At 71.5% G+C, this 16,266-nt stretch carries 14 protein-coding genes; 7 read left to right on the top strand and 7 right to left on the bottom strand.

Going from position 1 to position 16,266, the window contains the following annotated elements; genetic code table 11:
• Window positions 1–301 precede the first annotated feature (301 nt).
• Window positions 302–517 carry a Sec-independent protein translocase subunit TatA gene (tatA, locus tag ACFWNV_RS30030; protein ID WP_383953105.1) on the top strand — a complete coding sequence of 72 codons (216 nt, stop codon included), beginning with the start codon at window positions 302–304 and terminating at the stop codon, window positions 515–517.
• 13 nt (window positions 518–530) lie between these two features.
• Here the strand turns inward: tatA and ACFWNV_RS30025 are convergent, their stop codons facing one another.
• Window positions 531–1,709, bottom strand: coding sequence for a DUF2786 domain-containing protein (locus tag ACFWNV_RS30025; protein WP_383953103.1), 1,179 nt, complete (start codon window positions 1,707–1,709; stop codon window positions 531–533).
• Between the two features lie 282 nt (window positions 1,710–1,991).
• Here ACFWNV_RS30025 and ACFWNV_RS30020 point away from each other — a divergent pair, with 282 nt between their 5' ends.
• A complete protein-coding gene (locus ACFWNV_RS30020) occupies window positions 1,992–3,650 on the top strand; it encodes a bifunctional 3'-5' exonuclease/DNA polymerase (protein ID WP_383953101.1) in 1,659 nt (552 codons plus the stop codon).
• 28 nt (window positions 3,651–3,678) lie between these two features.
• Here ACFWNV_RS30020 and ACFWNV_RS30015 read toward each other — a convergent pair whose 3' ends face one another.
• The 5 genes from ACFWNV_RS30015 to ACFWNV_RS29995 form a co-directional block, all read right to left on the bottom strand.
• Window positions 3,679–4,953 (bottom strand): hypothetical protein, encoded by a 1,275-nt coding sequence (locus ACFWNV_RS30015; RefSeq protein WP_383953099.1) that lies wholly within the window; start codon window positions 4,951–4,953, stop codon window positions 3,679–3,681.
• Window positions 4,954–5,059: 106 nt separating this feature from the next.
• Complete coding sequence (locus ACFWNV_RS30010; RefSeq protein ID WP_383953097.1) at window positions 5,060–5,569, bottom strand: SigE family RNA polymerase sigma factor; 510 nt, start codon at window positions 5,567–5,569, stop codon at window positions 5,060–5,062.
• A 65-nt stretch (window positions 5,570–5,634) separates the two neighbouring features.
• Window positions 5,635–6,165: a GNAT family N-acetyltransferase gene (locus tag ACFWNV_RS30005; RefSeq protein WP_383953095.1), complete on the bottom strand. Its 531-nt coding sequence runs from the start codon at window positions 6,163–6,165 to the stop codon at window positions 5,635–5,637.
• 126 nt (window positions 6,166–6,291) lie between these two features.
• Window positions 6,292–7,455 carry a serine hydrolase domain-containing protein gene (locus tag ACFWNV_RS30000; RefSeq protein WP_383953107.1) on the bottom strand — a complete coding sequence of 388 codons (1,164 nt, stop codon included), beginning with the start codon at window positions 7,453–7,455 and terminating at the stop codon, window positions 6,292–6,294.
• Between the two features lie 117 nt (window positions 7,456–7,572).
• Entirely contained in the window at window positions 7,573–8,226 is a 654-nt protein-coding gene (locus tag ACFWNV_RS29995) for a TetR/AcrR family transcriptional regulator (RefSeq protein WP_383953093.1), read from the bottom strand.
• A 112-nt stretch (window positions 8,227–8,338) separates the two neighbouring features.
• On the opposite strand from ACFWNV_RS29995, the gene ACFWNV_RS29990 reads away from it, so the two are divergent.
• Both ACFWNV_RS29990 and ACFWNV_RS29985 read left to right on the top strand, forming a co-directional pair.
• Complete coding sequence (locus tag ACFWNV_RS29990; protein ID WP_383953091.1) at window positions 8,339–8,995, top strand: NADPH-dependent FMN reductase; 657 nt, start codon at window positions 8,339–8,341, stop codon at window positions 8,993–8,995.
• 13 nt (window positions 8,996–9,008) lie between these two features.
• Complete coding sequence (locus ACFWNV_RS29985) at window positions 9,009–10,475, top strand: DHA2 family efflux MFS transporter permease subunit (protein WP_383953089.1); 1,467 nt, start codon at window positions 9,009–9,011, stop codon at window positions 10,473–10,475.
• Between the two features lie 837 nt (window positions 10,476–11,312).
• Here ACFWNV_RS29985 and ACFWNV_RS29980 read toward each other — a convergent pair.
• Entirely contained in the window at window positions 11,313–11,879 is a 567-nt protein-coding gene (locus ACFWNV_RS29980) for a Uma2 family endonuclease (protein WP_383953087.1), read from the bottom strand.
• A gap of 310 nt (window positions 11,880–12,189) precedes the next feature.
• Here ACFWNV_RS29980 and ACFWNV_RS29975 point away from each other — a divergent pair, with 310 nt between their 5' ends.
• The 3 genes from ACFWNV_RS29975 (at window position 12,190) to ACFWNV_RS29965 (ending at window position 16,096) form a co-directional block, all read left to right on the top strand.
• A complete protein-coding gene (locus ACFWNV_RS29975) occupies window positions 12,190–13,032 on the top strand; it encodes a vWA domain-containing protein (protein ID WP_383953085.1) in 843 nt (280 codons plus the stop codon).
• Between the two features lie 5 nt (window positions 13,033–13,037).
• Window positions 13,038–13,898: a hypothetical protein gene (locus ACFWNV_RS29970; protein ID WP_383953083.1), complete on the top strand. Its 861-nt coding sequence runs from the start codon at window positions 13,038–13,040 to the stop codon at window positions 13,896–13,898.
• A 62-nt stretch (window positions 13,899–13,960) separates the two neighbouring features.
• Complete coding sequence (locus ACFWNV_RS29965) at window positions 13,961–16,096, top strand: hypothetical protein (RefSeq protein WP_383953081.1); 2,136 nt, start codon at window positions 13,961–13,963, stop codon at window positions 16,094–16,096.
• The last annotated feature ends 170 nt before the right edge of the window (window positions 16,097–16,266 follow it).

Here is a 16,266-nt window from a genome sequence, read left to right as displayed (position 1 = left end):
GCCATATCCAGCCCCTCCGGCGTTTGAGGAGCGGGGGTCCGGGGGCTGGCCCCCGGGAACGGTGCCGCGCGTGGCGAGGGGTCCGGGCGCAGCCCGGGGAACGGTGGAAGGGCGGGTAGGGGACGGCCCCGCAGGGCCGCTGGGCCGCGCCCCGGGCCGGGCCGGGCTTCAGGTGTTCTTCAGGCTTGGCCCGATCTATGGCGCCGCAGGCAACCAGCACCGATCATCGGCCGGACGGCCCGATTCCGGCACCGTCCCGGCACGGCACCCCGCCGGCACTCACCGAAAGGCGGACGCACCCATGCTCAGGAACGGCCTGGAGCCCTGGCACGTCGCCATCGTCGTGCTCGTCTGCCTGATGCTGTTCGGCTCGAAGAAACTGCCCGAGATGGCCCGCGGCCTGGGCAGGTCCGCCCGCATCCTGAAGGCGGAGGCCCGCGCCCTGCGCGAAGAGGACCCGTCGGCCCAGGCCCAGGCCCAGGCCCAGGACCCGGCCCCGACACCCACCGAGCGCTGATCCGCCGCCGGGGCTACTGCCGCAGGGAGGCCCGACGCCCGTCCGCCATGTGCGCACGATCCGCCGCCGCCGTACCGTCCTCCCACCCCGCGAGGTCGGTCGCCCCGCGCAGCCGGGTCGTCGTGGTCCGGGGGAACATCTCCTCGGCCCGCGAGCTGACGGCCACGTCCCGCGCGACCAGCGCCGGCAGGTTGTCGGGGGCCTCGGCCACGGTGTCGGCGACCGTGTGCTCGGCCGTCTCGGCGAGGCGCTGGCCGAGCCGGCTCGCGTAGGCCAGGAGGAAGGACTGCCGGAAGGTCTTGGTGCGCTTGCGCCCGCCCGCCCGCTGCCCGGCTTCCGCACGGGTCATGGCGGCGGTGCCCTGGACGAGCAGCGAGGTGTAGAGCAGCTCCACCGCCTCCAGGTCGCTCTCGAAGCCGACGACGGTGGAGAACTCGTAGGCGCTGTTCCACACGGAGCGGCACCGGTTCGCGCCGGCCACCGCGTCGAGGAGCACCGCCTTGGCCTCCTCGTAGGGGGCCTCGACGCCGATCCGGCAGGCTCCGGGTATCTGCGCCGTGCCGGATTTCACCGCGAGCAGGGCCGCGTCCACGGTGTGGCGGGCCATCAGCTCCTGCGCCTTGGCGCTGAGCGCCTCCGCCTCCTCCGGGAAGGTGGTCGCCTCGGCCTTCGCGAGCAGTGCGCGGATCCGCCCGAGCATGCGGGGCTCGATGTGCGCGTGTTCGAGTACGTCGGCGGGGTCTCCCGGGAGCGGCCCGACCGGTTCGATGGACGGCAGCCGGATCAGCAGCCGGAACACCTCGAGCACGGTCCCGGCGAGGCTGAACCGGTCGGTGCGCTCCCGCTGGACCAGCCGCTCCCCGTACGCGGTGTCGTCCTCCCACCACACCTCGGCGTCGGTCCACCGCTCGGGCAGCCGGGCGTAGCGCCGGGCCTCGGCGGCGATCAGGTCCCCGGCGATCCGCAGGTGCGCCTGCTCCAGGTCGCGGCGTACGAGCCGCAGCACGTCGGCGGGCCGCCACCCGCGCTCCCAGGCCTGGCGCACGTACTCCTCACCGCGCGCGAGCAGCGCCTGCCCGACCCCGTCCCACCGGTCCCCCTCGGCGACGAGCACCGACGCCCCGGCGTCCAGCCCGGCGTCGTCCTGGTTGTACAGCGCGGCCTCGCAGGCCCGATCGACGATGTCTCTCACCCCTTCAGCTTGGCATGCCGCCCCGCTCCGCCTTCTCCCCGTCCTCCCTCCCTGCCCGCAGCAATTCCGGCCCCGCCGGTGTCTGAGTTTTCCAGCCGTCCGGCGCTTGGGGACCGGGGTCCGGGGCGGAGCCCCAGGAGGGGTCCGGGCAGAGCCCGGGGAACGGGCGAAGGGCGGGTAGGGGACTCGGCGCCCCGCGCAGCGGCGCACACCTGTGCCAGCGCGCCGCGCACCGGCCCTGTCAGACCCCGGTGGGACACTCGCACTCATGAGCGAGAACTCGTGAGCGAGCACACCCCCCGGTGGGCCCTCGCCGAGGACGGCGACGGCAGGTGGCACGCCGCCCCCCTGGACGGCCCCACGGGCGGAGCCCGGGTCACCACCACCGACCCCGCCGAGGCGATCCGCGCGGCCCCCGCCGGCACCCGCTGGGTCTGGCGGTCCACCCCCGCCGTGTACCCCCGCCTGCTCGCCGCCGGCGCCCGCGTCGAGCGCTGCCACGACATCGAGGACGCCGAGCTGCTCCTGCTCGCCCACGAGGGCCGTCTCGGGGAGCCCCGTTCGGCGGCCGCCGCCTGGGCCCGCCTCACGAACGCACCCGTACCGCCCGATCCCCCGCAGCGGGCGGCGGAGCCCGGCAGCCAGCACTCGCTCTTCGACCCCCAGCCGGCGCCCGTCCCGCTCGACGCCCTCGTCGCCGTCCACGCCGACCAGGCGAAACGGCTGGACGCCACCGCCCACCCCGACCGGATGCGGCTGCTCGTGGCCTCCGAGTCGGCGGCCTTCCTCGTGGCCGCCGAGATGAACCGTGCGGGCCTGCCCTGGCGGGCCGACGTCCACCGGGCCCTGCTCACCGAGCTGCTCGGCGAGCGGTACGCGGGCCGCGGCCAGCCCCGCCGGCTCGCGGAGCTGGCCGACGAGGTCTCGGCGGCGTTCGGCCGGCGGGTGCGGCCCGAGCTGCCCGCCGATGTCATCAAGGCCTTCGCGGAGGCCGGGATCAAGCTCAAGTCCACCCGGCGCTGGGAGATCCAGGACCTGGAGCACCCGGCCGTGGAGCCCCTGCTCGCGTTCAAGAAGCTGTACCGGATCTACACCGCCCACGGCTGGTCCTGGCTCGCGGACTGGGTCCACGACGGCCGCTTCCGCCCCGAGTTCATCCCCGGCGGCACCTACACCGGCCGCTGGGTCACCAACGGCGGCGGCGCCCTGCAGATCCCCAAGGTGATCCGCCGGGCCGTCGTCGCCGACCCCGGCTGGCGGCTCGTCGTGGCCGACGCCGACCAGATGGAGCCCCGGGTGCTCGCCGCGATCTCCCGCGACCCCGCCTTCATGGAGGTGGCCGGCCGCCCCGAGGACCTGTACACCTCCATCTCCCGCCAGGGCTTCTCCGGCGACCGCGACATGGCGAAGATCGCCGTGCTCGGCGCGGTGTACGGGCAGACCTCCGGGGACGGCCTGAAGAACCTGGCCGCCCTGCGCCGCCGCTTCCCCCGGGCCGTGGCCTACGTGGACGACGCCGCGAAGGCGGGCGAGGAGGGGCGGCTCGTACGGACCTGGCTGGGCCGGACCTGCCCCCCGGCGGCCGATCCGGAGGAGGCCGAGGAGGCCCCCGACGGCTGGGTGCCGAGCTACGCCTCCACCGACGCCCGGGCCCGCGGCCGCTTCACCCGCAACTTCGTCGTGCAGGGCAGCGCCGCGGACTGGGCGCTGCTCCTGCTCGCGGCCCTGCGCCGGTCCCTCGCGGAGGCGGGGATGCGGGCCGAGCTGGTCTTCTTCCAGCACGACGAGGTCATCGTGCACTGCCCCGAGGAGGAGGCTCCGGCCGTGGCCGAGGCGATCCGCGCGGCGGGCGACCTGGCCGGCCGCCTCACCTTCGGCGACACCCCGGTCCGCTTCCCGTTCACCACGGCCGTCGTGGAGTGCTACGCGGACGCGAAGTGAACGGGCTCGCTGTAACCGGCCGCCTCCCCTACTGCCCGTACTCCGAGGCCCACTTCGGGCTCGTCACGAGCTCCCTCAGCCGCTGCAGGGTGAGCACGGGCTCGTTCCGGGTCGCCGCCGACGCCTGGGTCTCGGCGTTGTAGGCGCACACGGTCACCCGGGTCCCGTTCGGCCGCAGCACCTCGGCGCCCCACCGGACGATCCCGGGCCCCTTCCCCGGTTCCTGCCAGGTCTTGAGCTTCGTTCCGTCGGGCAGCGTTTCGGCCGAGGCGAACTGCTCCGCCCACTCCCCCGGCCGCTCCGGGTTCCCCGGGTTCCCCGACTGGATCTCGAGGCTGACCATCGAGGTGCCGTTGCCGTCGTCGAGCATCAGGTAGCCCAGGTCGGCCCCGTCCTCCTCCCGGCGCACGACCGGGACGCCGCCCGTGCTCAGCAGGTCGGCCAGGATGTCCACCGCCTTCGGGCCCGTGCGGGCGGGCGGACCCTGCCCGGCCTGGCCGGCGGCCGGCAGGTCGTTCAGGGCCGGATGCCACAGCGGGGAGGTCACGAGCGCCTGGAGCTGCGCGAGCGTGAGCGGCGGCGTCGGACGGCTGACGGGCGCGCCCTTCTCTTCCGCCGCGTTCTCCTCGTGGGCGTCCACCATGAACCCCTGGGGGGTCACCACGATGGCGCGCCAGGACTTGACGTCAGCCCGGTGGTCGCCGAACACGTAGCCCTTGAAGAGGTGCAGCCGCGAACCGTCCGCGAGCGTCTCCGAGGTGCAGCTGTCGAACTTCACCTGGGCCGGCGTGGGGCACGAGAGCATGTCGTCCGCCCCGGGGCCCTGCGGGTCGACCCGGCTGAGGCTGAAGCCGAGGCTGCTCTTCCCTTCGCCGTCATCGAACACCGAGCTCACCATCGGGCCCAGATCGTGTCCCGTTCCCCGGGCCGTGGTGTTGCTGAGCGTGCCCTGCGGCAGGAGCTGCTTGAGCACCCCGGTCAGCTGCTCGGCGGAGACGGCGCCGGTTCCGACGCGGCTGGGCCCCCGCTTCGCGACCGACGGCCGCGGTGCGGTCGGCTCCTGCGAGGACGCCACGTTCGCCCGGCCCCCGTCGCCGCCGGGCCCGAACATCCCGTTCACGTAGGCCCCGGCGCTGCCGATCAGGGCCAGGGCGAGGGCCGAGCCGCCGGCCATGGCGGCTCGGCGACGGGCGACCATCCGGCGGCCGCGCCGCTCCCCGGCGTCCACGAGGTCGTGGCCCGCGGAGGTGAAACCGTCACCCGTACGCCGGAGGGCATCACCGAGCTCATCTTCAAAGGGCATGCGGAATCAGACCTTCCGTTCACAGGGATCATGGGATGAGAAAAGCGGAAACGGTGTGCACACGAGCGGGCACAGGGCACCGGACACAGCGCGCAGGACACAGGGCTCAGCGCCCCGCGAACTCCGCTAGCGAGCCGCCCAGTTGCTCCCGCAGCCGGATCAGCGCACGCGAGCTGCGGGTCCGTACGGCCGCCGAGCTGACGTTCATCGCGTCAGCGGTCTCCTCGACGCTGCGGTCCTCCCAGTACCGCAGCACCAGGACCGCCCGGTCCTTCGGCGCCAGCCGCCCCAGCGCCTCCAGCAGCGTCAGCCGCAGCGCGGGATCGCCACCGGCCGGTGCGCCCGCGTCGGGGAACTCCCCGACCGGACGCTCCCCCGCCGACCGGCGGCGCTGGTGCGTCAGGAAGGCACGTACCAGAACGGTTTGGGCGTACGCCGCCGGATTGTCGATCCTGGCGATGCGCGCCCAGAGCAAATACATCCGCCCGAGGGTCTCCTGTACGAGATCCTCCGCGAGGTGGGTGTCACCGCTCGTCAGCAGACAGGCCGACCGGTATAAGTACGCCGACCTGCCCTCCGCGAACTCACGGAACCCATCTCTGCGTCCGTACCCCATCCGCTCCCCCTCGCGTCCGTCTCACCCCAATGACGCGACGAGGACCGAGAATGTTTCAGCCGATCTCAAACTCCTTCAGGAGCGGCCTGCGCGAGGTCGTGGAAGTACATGTGGAACTCCTCGCGGACGAAGCCCTCCGCCTCGTACAGGCCCTGCGCGACGAGGTTGTCGTACGCCGTCTCCAACTGCACGCCCGAGACCCCGGCCTCCCGCGCCCGGCGCAGCACCTCGCGCAGCAGCGCGCGCCCCGCGCCCGTACGGCGGCCGGCGGGGGCCACGTACAGGTCGCCCAGCAGCCAGGCCGGCTTCATCGCCAGCGAGGAGAACATCGGGTAGACCTGCGTGAAGCCGACCGTGCCCACACCCGGGACCTCGGCGAGCAGGATGAAGGAGTCCCCGCCCGCCAGCCGCTCCGCCAGGAAGGCCCGCGGGCGCTCCGGGTCCTCGACCTCCACCTCGTAGAACTCCAGGTAGCCGCGGAAGAGCTCGGCGGCGATGTCCAGATCCGCCTCGCCCGCCTCGCGCAGGACCACCTTGTCCCCCTTGTCGGTGGATCCCGTCCCCACGGCTTCGCCCTGCGTCGTCCGACCGTTCATATCGCTCTCCTCGTCCACTCCCGCGCCGCCGGTTCCATTGTGCGCGGGGGGTCCCGATCCACCGGCGCCGCCCCACGCCACGGCCGGACCGGCAGGGGACCGGCCCGTCCGAAGGAACAGCGGCGGTCAGTGGCTCTCGTCCCCGGTGACGGGCTGGGCGGGGAGGGTGTAGACGTGCTGCGGGGTGACGATCTTGGTGATCGCCTCGCCGAACAGCGTGCTCGGCTCCTCGCCCTCGGCGGAGATGTCGGTGTTGAGCAGGACGACCAGGGTGGCCTTGGACTGCGCGTCGTAGACGGCCAGGGTCTGGTAGCCGGGGATGGAGCCGTTGTGCCCGATCCACCCCTGGACGTTGAAGATCCCCAGCCCGTAGCCGGTGCCCGGCAGGGCCGGGACGACGTCGAGGCGTTCGGCCTGGGTCGCGGGGGTGAGCAGCTCACCGGTGGCCAGCACCTGGGCCCAGCGCCGCAGGTCCGGGAGGTCGGAGATCATCGCTCCGGCGGCCCAGCCCCAGGAGGGGTTCCAGCCGGCGGCGTCCTCGACCTTCCCCGAGGCCGTCTGGTCCGTGTAGCCCTGGGCGTGCGGGGCCGGGAACTCGGCGCCGGTCGGGAAGAGGGTGTTCTTCAGCCCGGCGGGCTCGATGACTTTCTCGGTGATGTAGTCGGCGAGCGTCTGCCCGCTGATCTTCTCCACGACGAGCCCGATCAGGATCAGGTTGGTGTTGCAGTAGTCGAACTTCGCGTTCGGCTCGAAGAGCACCGGGTGCTTGAAGGAGTAGGCGAGCAGCTGCTGCGGGGTGAAGGGCCGCTCTGGATCGCTGGTCAGCGCCTTGAAGAAGTCCTCGTCGGCCGAGTAGTTGAACAGTCCGCTGCGCATGCCGGCCAGCTCGCGCAGCGTGATCCGGTCGCCGTTCGGCACGCCGTCGATGTACTTCCCGATGGGGTCGTCCAGCCCGATCTTGCCCTCGTCGACCAGCTTCAGCATCGCGGTCACGGTGAAGGTCTTGGTCTCGCTGCCGATCCGCATGTTGAGGCCGTCGGTCATGGCCGCCCCGGTGGCCTTGTCGGCCACGCCGAAGGCCCGTACGTACGCTCCCTTACCCGGCGCCGACAGGGCCACTTGCACCCCGGGCACCTTGGCCTCGTCCATCACCTTCCGGATGGCGTCGTCCAACTGCCGCGCCACGGCGGGGCTGAGCTGCGGAAATGCATCGGATGCGGCTGGACTGCTCGCCGCCGGTGGTGTCGGCACGTCCACGGCGTACCCGACCCCGGCCCCCACGGGCACCATCAGGAGCCCCACTGCGGCCGCCCCCACAGCCGCCCTGCGCAACCGTGTCGTGCTCACCCCTCCAACGTAGCCCCGGCGGGGGGACCGGGCGACCGGGCATCCCGGTACGTGTGCGGCTCAACTCGCTCGGTAGGCGCGGAGGAAGGTGGCCACGCCGCCCGTGATCAGGTGGTCGGTCTGCTCCCGGGGCAGCGGCAGGACCCCGTAGTGCGAGAGCTGCACGATGGAGTGCGAGGTCAGCGCCATGAAGTGGGCGCCCGCCAGCATCGCGTCGCCGCGTACGTCGATCAGCCCGGCGGCGTCGAGGCCCGCCATCGCCTCCGCGAGGGCACGGGACACCGGGCCGGGACCGGCGTTCGCCCAGGCCTCCAGCACCTCCGGCGGCACGTGGTCGGCCTCGGCGTGGATGTGGCGGACGAGCGCGAAGTGATCGGCGTAGTCGGTCATGAGCCCGATGACCCGGTGGGCGAAGGCGACCAGGTCCCGCTCCAGGTCCTCGGGGCGGGGCGGGCGTTCGGGGTTCAGGACGGCTTCGATCTGGGCGATCTGGGCGTCGCGCACCTGGCCCGAGGTCCAGGTGACGACGGTGGCGAAGAGCATCGCCTTGCCGCCCGGGAAGTGGTTGTAGAGCGTGCGCGTCGAGACGCCGGCCGCGGCGGCGAGGGCGTCGACCGAAGCGCGGGCGTAGCCCTCGCGGCCGAAGACCCCGCAGGACGCGCTCGCGATGGCGATCCGCTTCTCCAGCTTCTTGGCATTGGTTCCGGTGCTCACTTGACCTCCACACGAGAAGTACAACGACCGTTGCACTTTTTACAACGCACGTTGTACTTTACCGGAGGAGCGGCCGCACCGGGCGACCGCCCCACCGACGAGGGGACCTGCCATGCCCGCCACCGCTTCCACTCCCACTCCCACTCCCACTCCCACCTCCACCTCCACCTCCGCTCCCGAGGGTGCGCCGCTGCGCGTCGCCGTCATCCTCGGCAGCGTCCGCGAGGGCCGCCAGGGCCCCGCCGTCGCCGACTGGTTCCTCGGCGCCGCGAACGCCGTCGGCGGCCTGGACCTCGACCTCATCGACCTCGCCGACGTCGACCTGCCGCTGGCCATGCCCGGCTGGGGCGGTTCCCCGAGCCCGCAGGCGGCCGCCGCCCTCGCGGAGGTGAGCCCGCGGCTGGCCGCCGCCGAAGCCTTCGTCATCGTCACCCCCGAGTACAACCACAGCTTCCCGGCCGTGCTGAAGAACCTCATCGACTGGCACCGCGAGGAATGGCACGCCAAGCCGGCCGGCTTCGTCTCCTACGGCGGCCTCGGCGGCGGCCTGCGCGCCGTCGAGCAGCTCCGGCTGATCTTCGCCGAGCTGCACGCCGTGACGGTGCGCGACTCCGTCAGCCTGCACGGGCCGTGGTCCGGGCTCGGCCCGGACGGCGTTCCGCGCGACACCGCCGTGGCCGAGGGCGCGGTCAAGGGCATGATCGGCCAGCTGGCCTGGTGGGGCCGCGCACTGCGCGCCGCCCGCGCGAGCCACCCGTACCAGGGCTGAGGGCGGCACGAGGATGCCTACGACCCAGGAACCCGCCGGCCCCACCCCCACTCCCACGTCCACGCCCACGCCCACCCCGACGCCCACCGCCCACCCCCTCACCCCCGCCCCTCCCTCCGACGCACTGCTCCTGCGGCGCACCGCGGGCGTGGTCATCGTCGGCTCGGTCATGTCGGTGCTCGACATGACGATCGTCAACGTCGCCCTGCACCGCCTCTCCGAGGCCTTCCACGCACCCCTGGCGACCATCCAGTGGGCCGCCAGCGCCTACACCCTCGCGCTCGCCGCCGTCATCCCGGCCTCGGCCTGGGCGATGGGCCGCTTCGGCGCCAAACGCACCTACCTGGGCGCCCTCACCCTGTTCTCGCTCGGATCGCTGCTCGCCGCGTGCGCCTGGAGCGCCGGGAGCCTGATCGCCTTCCGCGCGGTACAGGGCCTCGGCGGCGGCCTGCTCATGCCCGTCGGCATGGCCATGGTGATGCGCACGGCCGACCCGGCCCGGCTCGGGCGGGTCATGGCCCTGCTCGGACTGCCCATCATCGTCGGCCCGGTGGCCGGCCCGGTGCTGGGCGGCTGGCTGGTCGACTCCGCGTCCTGGCAGTGGATCTTCCTGGTCAACCTGCCCGTCGGAGCGGTGGCCCTGCTCCTCGCCGCGAAACTCCTGCGCTCCGACGCCCCGAGCGACCCGTCGGCCGCGCCCCGGCTGGACGTACCCGGCCTGCTGATGCTCTCCCCCGGCCTCGCCCTGCTCCTCTACGGCCTGGCCCGCGGCGGCGAGGGCGGCACCTTCACCGCACCCGACGCCCTGTTCCCCACCCTCGCCGGGGCCGTCCTCGTGGCCGCCTTCGCCCGCAGGGCCCTGACGGCCCGTGAGCCGCTGCTCGACCTGAGGCTGCTGGGCGACCGCACCTTCCGGGCCGCAATCGCCACGCTCACCCTCTTCACCTGCGGCTACTTCGGCTCCATGCTGCTCGGACCGATGTACTGGCAGCAGGGCCGCGGCATGACCGCCACGGCCGCCGGCCTGCTGGGCGCCCCGGCCGGCCTCACCGTCGGAGTGGTCATGCAGATCGCCTCGCGCCGCGTGGACAAGGTCTCCCCGCGCCGCCTGATCCGGGCCGGCATCGCGGTGGCCGCCCTGGGCATGGCCCTGACCGCCCTCCAGACCGGATCCCCGGAGGCCGCGCCCTGGCGCTTCGTCGCCGCATCGGTCGTCATGGGCATCGGCGCCGGCATGGTCCTGATGCCGACGATGACCACCGCGAGCCGCGACCTCCCCAGATCCCGGATGACCGCGGCGAGCACCCTCCTCAGCATCAACTCCCAGATAGGCGCCTCGGTGGGCACGGCCCTCCTCTCCGTCACCCTGACCACAACAGGCACGACCCCACCGGGCTTCCGCACCACATACGCCCTGGCAGCCGCGCTCCTCGCCCTCTCCCTCCTCCCGGCCTCCCGCCTCCCCACCCACCACCCCTGACAGCACACCCCGTCAGACACTTCGTAGTGGAGTGCTTCTCGGCGCAGAACTCCGAGCCGACGACGGACCTTCCCTCCCGACAGCCCCACTCCGCGTGAAGGGACCGTGATGGGCAAGCACTTGGCCGCCCGGATCATCGCCACCCGCCCTCGCCACATCGGCCGCCCTGGCCGTCTTCCCACCCACCGATGCACACGCAGGCACCATCGGCTCGACACCCGCCACCGGCTTCGACCACCAAGTCGGAGGTGTCACCACGAAAGTCCCCCCGCCCCGAGGCCAAACGCACACCGAGTGCGAGATCCACCCGATGCGCGACAACGCACCCCGGACACTGTCTGGGAAGCCAGGCTCCGCCGAGCCGGCCTGACCCCGTTCCTGGTCGCCACGGCAGCATCCCTGGCGTTCTTCGCCTTCTTCCCGAGCCTCCCCCACGTCATCGACTGGGGCGCGATCACCACCTCGCTCACCGCAGGCGCCCTGGCCGGCTGGGCCCGCCGGTCCCACCTGTCGAAACGACGCACCGCTCACCCCACCCGATCAGCCTGAGGGCATGAAAAAGCCCCAGGTCACGGCGAGTGAGTCCTGGGGCTAATCCGAGCCGCCTTCGGGATTCGAACCCGAGACCTACGCATTACGAGGCCCGATAAGATCATCCCAACCGGTGCCAGGCCGTGCCACAGAGTCCTGTTCCCCCAGGTCAGCAAAGTGCGGCCCAGCCTCCACATGCTGCCCAATCCCCCCTGTGCCACCCCGTCCGCTCACGCAGCGCTCACGCGAGTCGGACCTCCCGCGGAGGGCGACGACGGGCTCATCCTCGGTGGCACCCAGGGTGGATCAGATCTGGCCGAGGTCGACCTCTAGCGGGAAGGGAGCCGAAACCTTGACGAGACCGGTGAACACGTCCCCGTCTCGGTAGGCCCTGGTCGCGGGGTCGAGAACATAGGTGTACATCAGGGGCACACCGGTTGCGGCCTGCTCGATCCGCCAATAGAAGGCAATGCCGGATTTGGCGTACTGGTCGACCTTCACAATTCGGTCGGTGGTCTCCGACCCCGGTGAGACGACCTCGGCCACCAACAGCACGTGTTCCGGGCGGGTGGGCGTGATGTCGATCGTGTCCGCGCGATACACAACGACATCCGGACGGCGATTGGTGAGTGGGACGTCCTGAAGGCGGACATCAAAGTCCGTGTCGGCGTTCCAGTCCGGCCCCGCAGCAGCCTCCAGCGCATTCGCCAGGATCCGAGCCAGCCGATTGTGACGCTTGGACGCGCTGGGACTCACAACGACCATCCCGTCCACGATCTCGATCCCCGCACACTGCTCCTCGGACCAGGAGTTGTACTGCTCCGCCGTGATCTGCTCGTGCATCCACGCAGGGGCTACCATCTCGGCAGTCATGACGCACCTCCCGGACGCTATGCGGGCGGGCCCGATCCCGCTGAGTTCAGCCTACTGTCTCAGCTCGTCCGGCACGCTGGACGACGGAACAGCCGGCGTGCGCGCTTCGCACCGACCCGGCGATTGACGGGTCAGGATGATCGTCGCGCTGTTCGAGAGGCAGGGAACCGCGGCCGATCCCTCCCCTCCAATTCCGCTCACTGAGCGGCACGGTGCCGCTACGATCGACTTCCCTGGGGGGTCAGGTTCTCACGCGTCCGATGTCGCGGCGCTCAGCCCCCCGTCGCGCAAGAGGAGCCGGGTCGCCGAGATGCCGTACACCGCCGAAATCAGCCGCACCAATCCCGGCTGCTTCATCTTCCTCGTGGACCAGTCCGCTTCGATGAGCGATCCCATCGGCAGTGGCGAGATGGTCCAACAGCGCGCCCAGGTCGTATCCGACGCCATCAACCGGCTGCTGACCGAACTGTCGGTCAAGTGCGCAAAGGAAGAGGGCGTCCGCGACTACTTCCACGTCGCGGTGATCGGCTACGGCCACACCCAGGTCGGCTCTGCCTTCACCGGCTCACTCGCCGGGCGTGACCTCGTACCGCTGAGCGAGATCGCGAACAACCCCGCCCGCCTGGAGAGCCGTACGAAGAAGGTGCCGGACGGTGCCGGTGGCCTCGTCGAGACGACCGTACAGTTCCCCGTCTGGATGGACCCGGTCACCAGCGGCGGCACCCCGATGACTCGCGCCCTCGGCTACGCCGACTCCCTGGTCGCCCGCTGGGTCGACGAGCACCCGGGCGGTTTCCCGCCCATCGTCCTCAACCTGACCGACGGCGAGTCCACTGACGGCGATCCCACGAGTGCAGCCATCGGGCTCGCCTCGCACGCCACGGCCGACGGGTCGGTACTCCTCTTCAACCTGCACGTGTCCGGTGCCGGCGGGACTCCCGTCACGTTCCCCGACGGCGAGGGCGAACTCCCGGACACCTACTCCCGGTTGCTCTTCCACATGTCGAGCGTGCTGCCCAGTCACATGCGCTCCTACGCCGCTTCGCAGGGGCACCGGGTCAGCGAAGCCACCCGCGGTTTCGTCTACAACGCTGACATCACCTCGATCGTCGAGTTCCTCGACATCGGTACGCGCGCCACGGAACTGCGCTGAGCAGCGTGGGCGCGCACTCGACGCCCCTCGACGTCCAGCGCTTCCTCGTACCCAAGACGGGCAGCTCGCCGGAGGAGTGTGAGGACGCCCTTGACGTCTCTCTGTCACCCGACGCGAGTTCACTCTTCGCTGCTGTGTCAGACGGGGCGTCCGAGAGCCTGCTCGCCGGGACGTGGGCCAGACAGCTGGTACACGGCGCCGTCGCGTCGATGGCGGCTGCCGACGGCCGGGGAGGCGACGGGGAGGACAGCCGGTCCGAGTCCTTCGTCGAGGATCTCCTGGATCGCACCGTCAACCAGTGGGACGGCTACATCGCGGAGTACCAGGCGGAGCGGGCGGCCCGCGGCCGGCCCATCACCTGGTACGAGCAACCGGGTCTGGACAAAGGGGCCTTCGCCACGCTTGTGGCCGTCCACATCCGAGCAGCATCATCGGATCCGGAAGACCGTGAGGCTGCGCGGCGCTGGACCTGGCGCGCCTTCGCTCTCGGCGACAGTTGCCTCTTCCACCTTCGCGAGGGCCGGCTGATCACCTCGTTCCCCATCGCGGACGGCGGCGGCTTCGGCGTCACCCCTCAGCTGCTCGGCAGCCGCAACCGGGATGCCGCACTGATCACCGACCGCGCATCGACCGCGGCAGGTGAACTGCGGGCGGGCGACGAGCTGCTACTGACGACCGACGCGCTGGCCGCATGGCTACTCTCACGCTCTGAAGTCGAATCGGGCGGAAGCGGCAAGCAGCTCGGAATGCTCGCCGACCTCGGTGACGAGATCTTTGCCGAGTGGGTCCAGAGCGAGCGCGACAGGTCCCGCATGCGCAACGACGACGTGGCCCTCATTCGCATACGGGTGAAGACGGAGGGGTAATGGCGGTCTCCCGCACTGGCGGACCTGCCGCCGGACGGAAATTCCCGACCGGCGCAAACTATGTGGAAGCCCTCCAGAACCCCACCCTGTGTTTCGAGGACCCGAACCTCAAGCACGGAACGGTCCAGCAGAGCCCCGTACTTGGACCGAAGGCGATCTCGGGAAACTTCGCCAGCGTCTTCTCCGTCACCGCCCCGGGCGGAGAGCGGTACGCGCTGAAGTGCTTCACTCGCGACAGCAGCACGCTGGAGGCCCGATACCAGGCCATCAGCAGGCAGCTCGCCGGCCTCAGGCCCGCCAAACTGTCCCAGCCGTGGCCGGTCGGCATCGAGTACCTGCCGAGGGGCGTCCTCGTCGCCGGTGAGTGGTACCCGGCCCTGAAGATGGCCTGGGTCGAGGGCACCAGCCTGATCACGTGGATCGACAGGAACGCCCGGGACACGGCAGCCGTCCTCAGGACGGCCGAGCGGTTCGCCGCGCTGGTCGCCGACTTGGAGAAGCTCGGCGTCGCCCACGGCGACCTCCAGCACGGCAACCTCCTGGTCGCCGCCGACGGAACGCTCCGCCTCGTTGACTATGACGGGATGTACGTGCCCGCACTCAAGGGGCAGGGCGCCACGGAGAACGGGCACCGCAACTACCAGTCCCCGGCCCGCACGAGCGCGGACTTCGGCCCCGCGATGGACCGCTTCTCGGCATGGGTCATCTACCTCAGCCTCGTGGCGACTGCCACCGATCCCATCATCTGGGACCAACTGCACGAAGATCAGGGCGAGTTCCTGATCCTGAAAGAGGACGACTTCAAGGAACCGCGGACCTCACTGGCCTGGAGCCTGCTGCTGACCCATGCCGACCCGGGCCTCCGAGCGCTGGCCGCACAGACGCACGGGCACCTCACCTCGGCCGCCCACGCCGTTCCCCCGCTGTCCACGGCCGGAGCGATCCCGACCCCGATCCCGACCCCACGCCCGGCCCCCGCGGCGGCCCAGCAGGGCGGACCCCCCTCCTGGCTGGCGGGGCACATTCCGCAGCACCCGCAGAGCACGCCTGCGGTAAGCAGCGGGGGTACGGGCACGGCCGCCGGTACGGTCCTCGCGCGCCGGCGCCCCGCGGACATCCTCTCGGGTGTCTTCGCCCTGACCGGATCGGCCGCACCGGCCACGCTGACCGCCATCAGCGTGCTGCCGACCGGCTACATGGCCGCCGCCCAGCTGGGGGCTCTGCTCCTGTCCGGCGGAGCCCTCCACGCCACCCGGCGCGCCCGCCCCGAGGCGCGGGCCTCGAAGGCCCGGGTGCAGGTGCTCCGACAGCGGGTGGGCGCATTGGCGGACTCCGCGGCCGCGGCCCAGAAGATCCACCAGGAGATCGAAGCTCTGAATGCGGCCGGCGTGACCCGGGACACACAGATCAGCCAACAGATCAAGAGCTTCCAGACCGAGCTGCGCGACGAGCAGTCGCGGATCACCGTCGCGCTCAACAAGGAGACCGGCAGCCTCAGGACCAAGCTGAGCGGATTGACCACCAGGGAGCAGAAGCAACTGGACGCCGCGCTGGCGTCGACGGTCAAGACGCACGTCCAGGACAGACTCCGCCGGACCCCCATCCAGGACGTCAAGAAACTCTCCAACATGGGCAGCGGGACGGTCACAGCGCTGATCGCCGCCGGTATCCGCACCGCCGCCGACTTCACTGGGGTCCGGTACGTACAGGGCAGCAGGTACGGAAACCGCGACGCGTATCTCATCCGCTCCACCGGCCAGCAGGTCAAGGTTCCAGGGGTCGGCGAGGTCCGCGCCACCGCGCTCGAAAGCTGGCGGTCTTCGCTGGAGCAGCGGGCTCGGAAGTCGGCTCCCACCAGCGTGGGCGTCCAGGAACGGGCCGCGATCCGCCAACAGTTCGGCGCACAGAAGAAGAGATACGAAGCGGAGATCACGCAGGCTGAGGGCGCAGCCCGACGCAAGCGCGACCAGCTACAGCAGCGCATCACCACTCGCCTGCAACAGGCCAACAAGGAGAAGCAGCAGCACCAGGCGGCCACCCAGCACCAGCGCGCGGTACTGCTCCAACGCCAGGCCCAACTCGCCGACGCCACCACCACGCACGACCTGCTGGCCACCCAGCTCGCCACGGCCGACGCGGAGCACCGCCGCGGCTTCGGCCTGCGTCGCTACCTCCGCTTTGTCGTGACGGGCCACTGACCTGCCACCCGCCACGGAGCGGCCGCGCGAGGCCAAAAAGAGCAAGGCCGCCAGGAAGGCCGTACCGAGGGATGGAAGCCCCTCCGCTCACGCACGAGGTCTCGGACCCCCGCCGCCGCACATGCCGGAACCCCGGAAATAGCAAAACCCCCAGGTCACGGCGAGTGAGT

Origin of the sequence: Streptomyces sp. NPDC058401, from assembly GCF_042722885.1 — a bacterium.
In the GTDB taxonomy this organism is placed as follows: Bacteria; Actinomycetota; Actinomycetes; order Streptomycetales; family Streptomycetaceae; genus Streptomyces.
This window is presented reverse-complemented; position numbering and strand designations above follow the sequence as displayed.

What these genes read in the sequence shown, in the direction of transcription:
- ACFWNV_RS29980 (WP_383953087.1), bottom strand. Translation starts at nt 11,879, where the DNA reads ATGACTGCCGAGATGGTAGCCCCTGCGTGGATGCACGAGCAGATCACG.
- ACFWNV_RS29975 (WP_383953085.1), top strand. Translation starts at nt 12,190, where the DNA reads ATGCCGTACACCGCCGAAATCAGCCGCACCAATCCCGGCTGCTTCATC.
- ACFWNV_RS30010 (WP_383953097.1), bottom strand. Translation starts at nt 5,569, where the DNA reads ATGGGGTACGGACGCAGAGATGGGTTCCGTGAGTTCGCGGAGGGCAGG.
- ACFWNV_RS29990 (WP_383953091.1), top strand. Translation starts at nt 8,339, where the DNA reads ATGCCCGCCACCGCTTCCACTCCCACTCCCACTCCCACTCCCACCTCC.
- ACFWNV_RS30005 (WP_383953095.1), bottom strand. Translation starts at nt 6,165, where the DNA reads ATGAACGGTCGGACGACGCAGGGCGAAGCCGTGGGGACGGGATCCACC.
- tatA (WP_383953105.1), top strand. Translation starts at nt 302, where the DNA reads ATGCTCAGGAACGGCCTGGAGCCCTGGCACGTCGCCATCGTCGTGCTC.
- ACFWNV_RS30000 (WP_383953107.1), bottom strand. Translation starts at nt 7,455, where the DNA reads ATGGTGCCCGTGGGGGCCGGGGTCGGGTACGCCGTGGACGTGCCGACA.
- ACFWNV_RS30015 (WP_383953099.1), bottom strand. Translation starts at nt 4,953, where the DNA reads ATGCCCTTTGAAGATGAGCTCGGTGATGCCCTCCGGCGTACGGGTGAC.
- ACFWNV_RS29985 (WP_383953089.1), top strand. Translation starts at nt 9,009, where the DNA reads ATGCCTACGACCCAGGAACCCGCCGGCCCCACCCCCACTCCCACGTCC.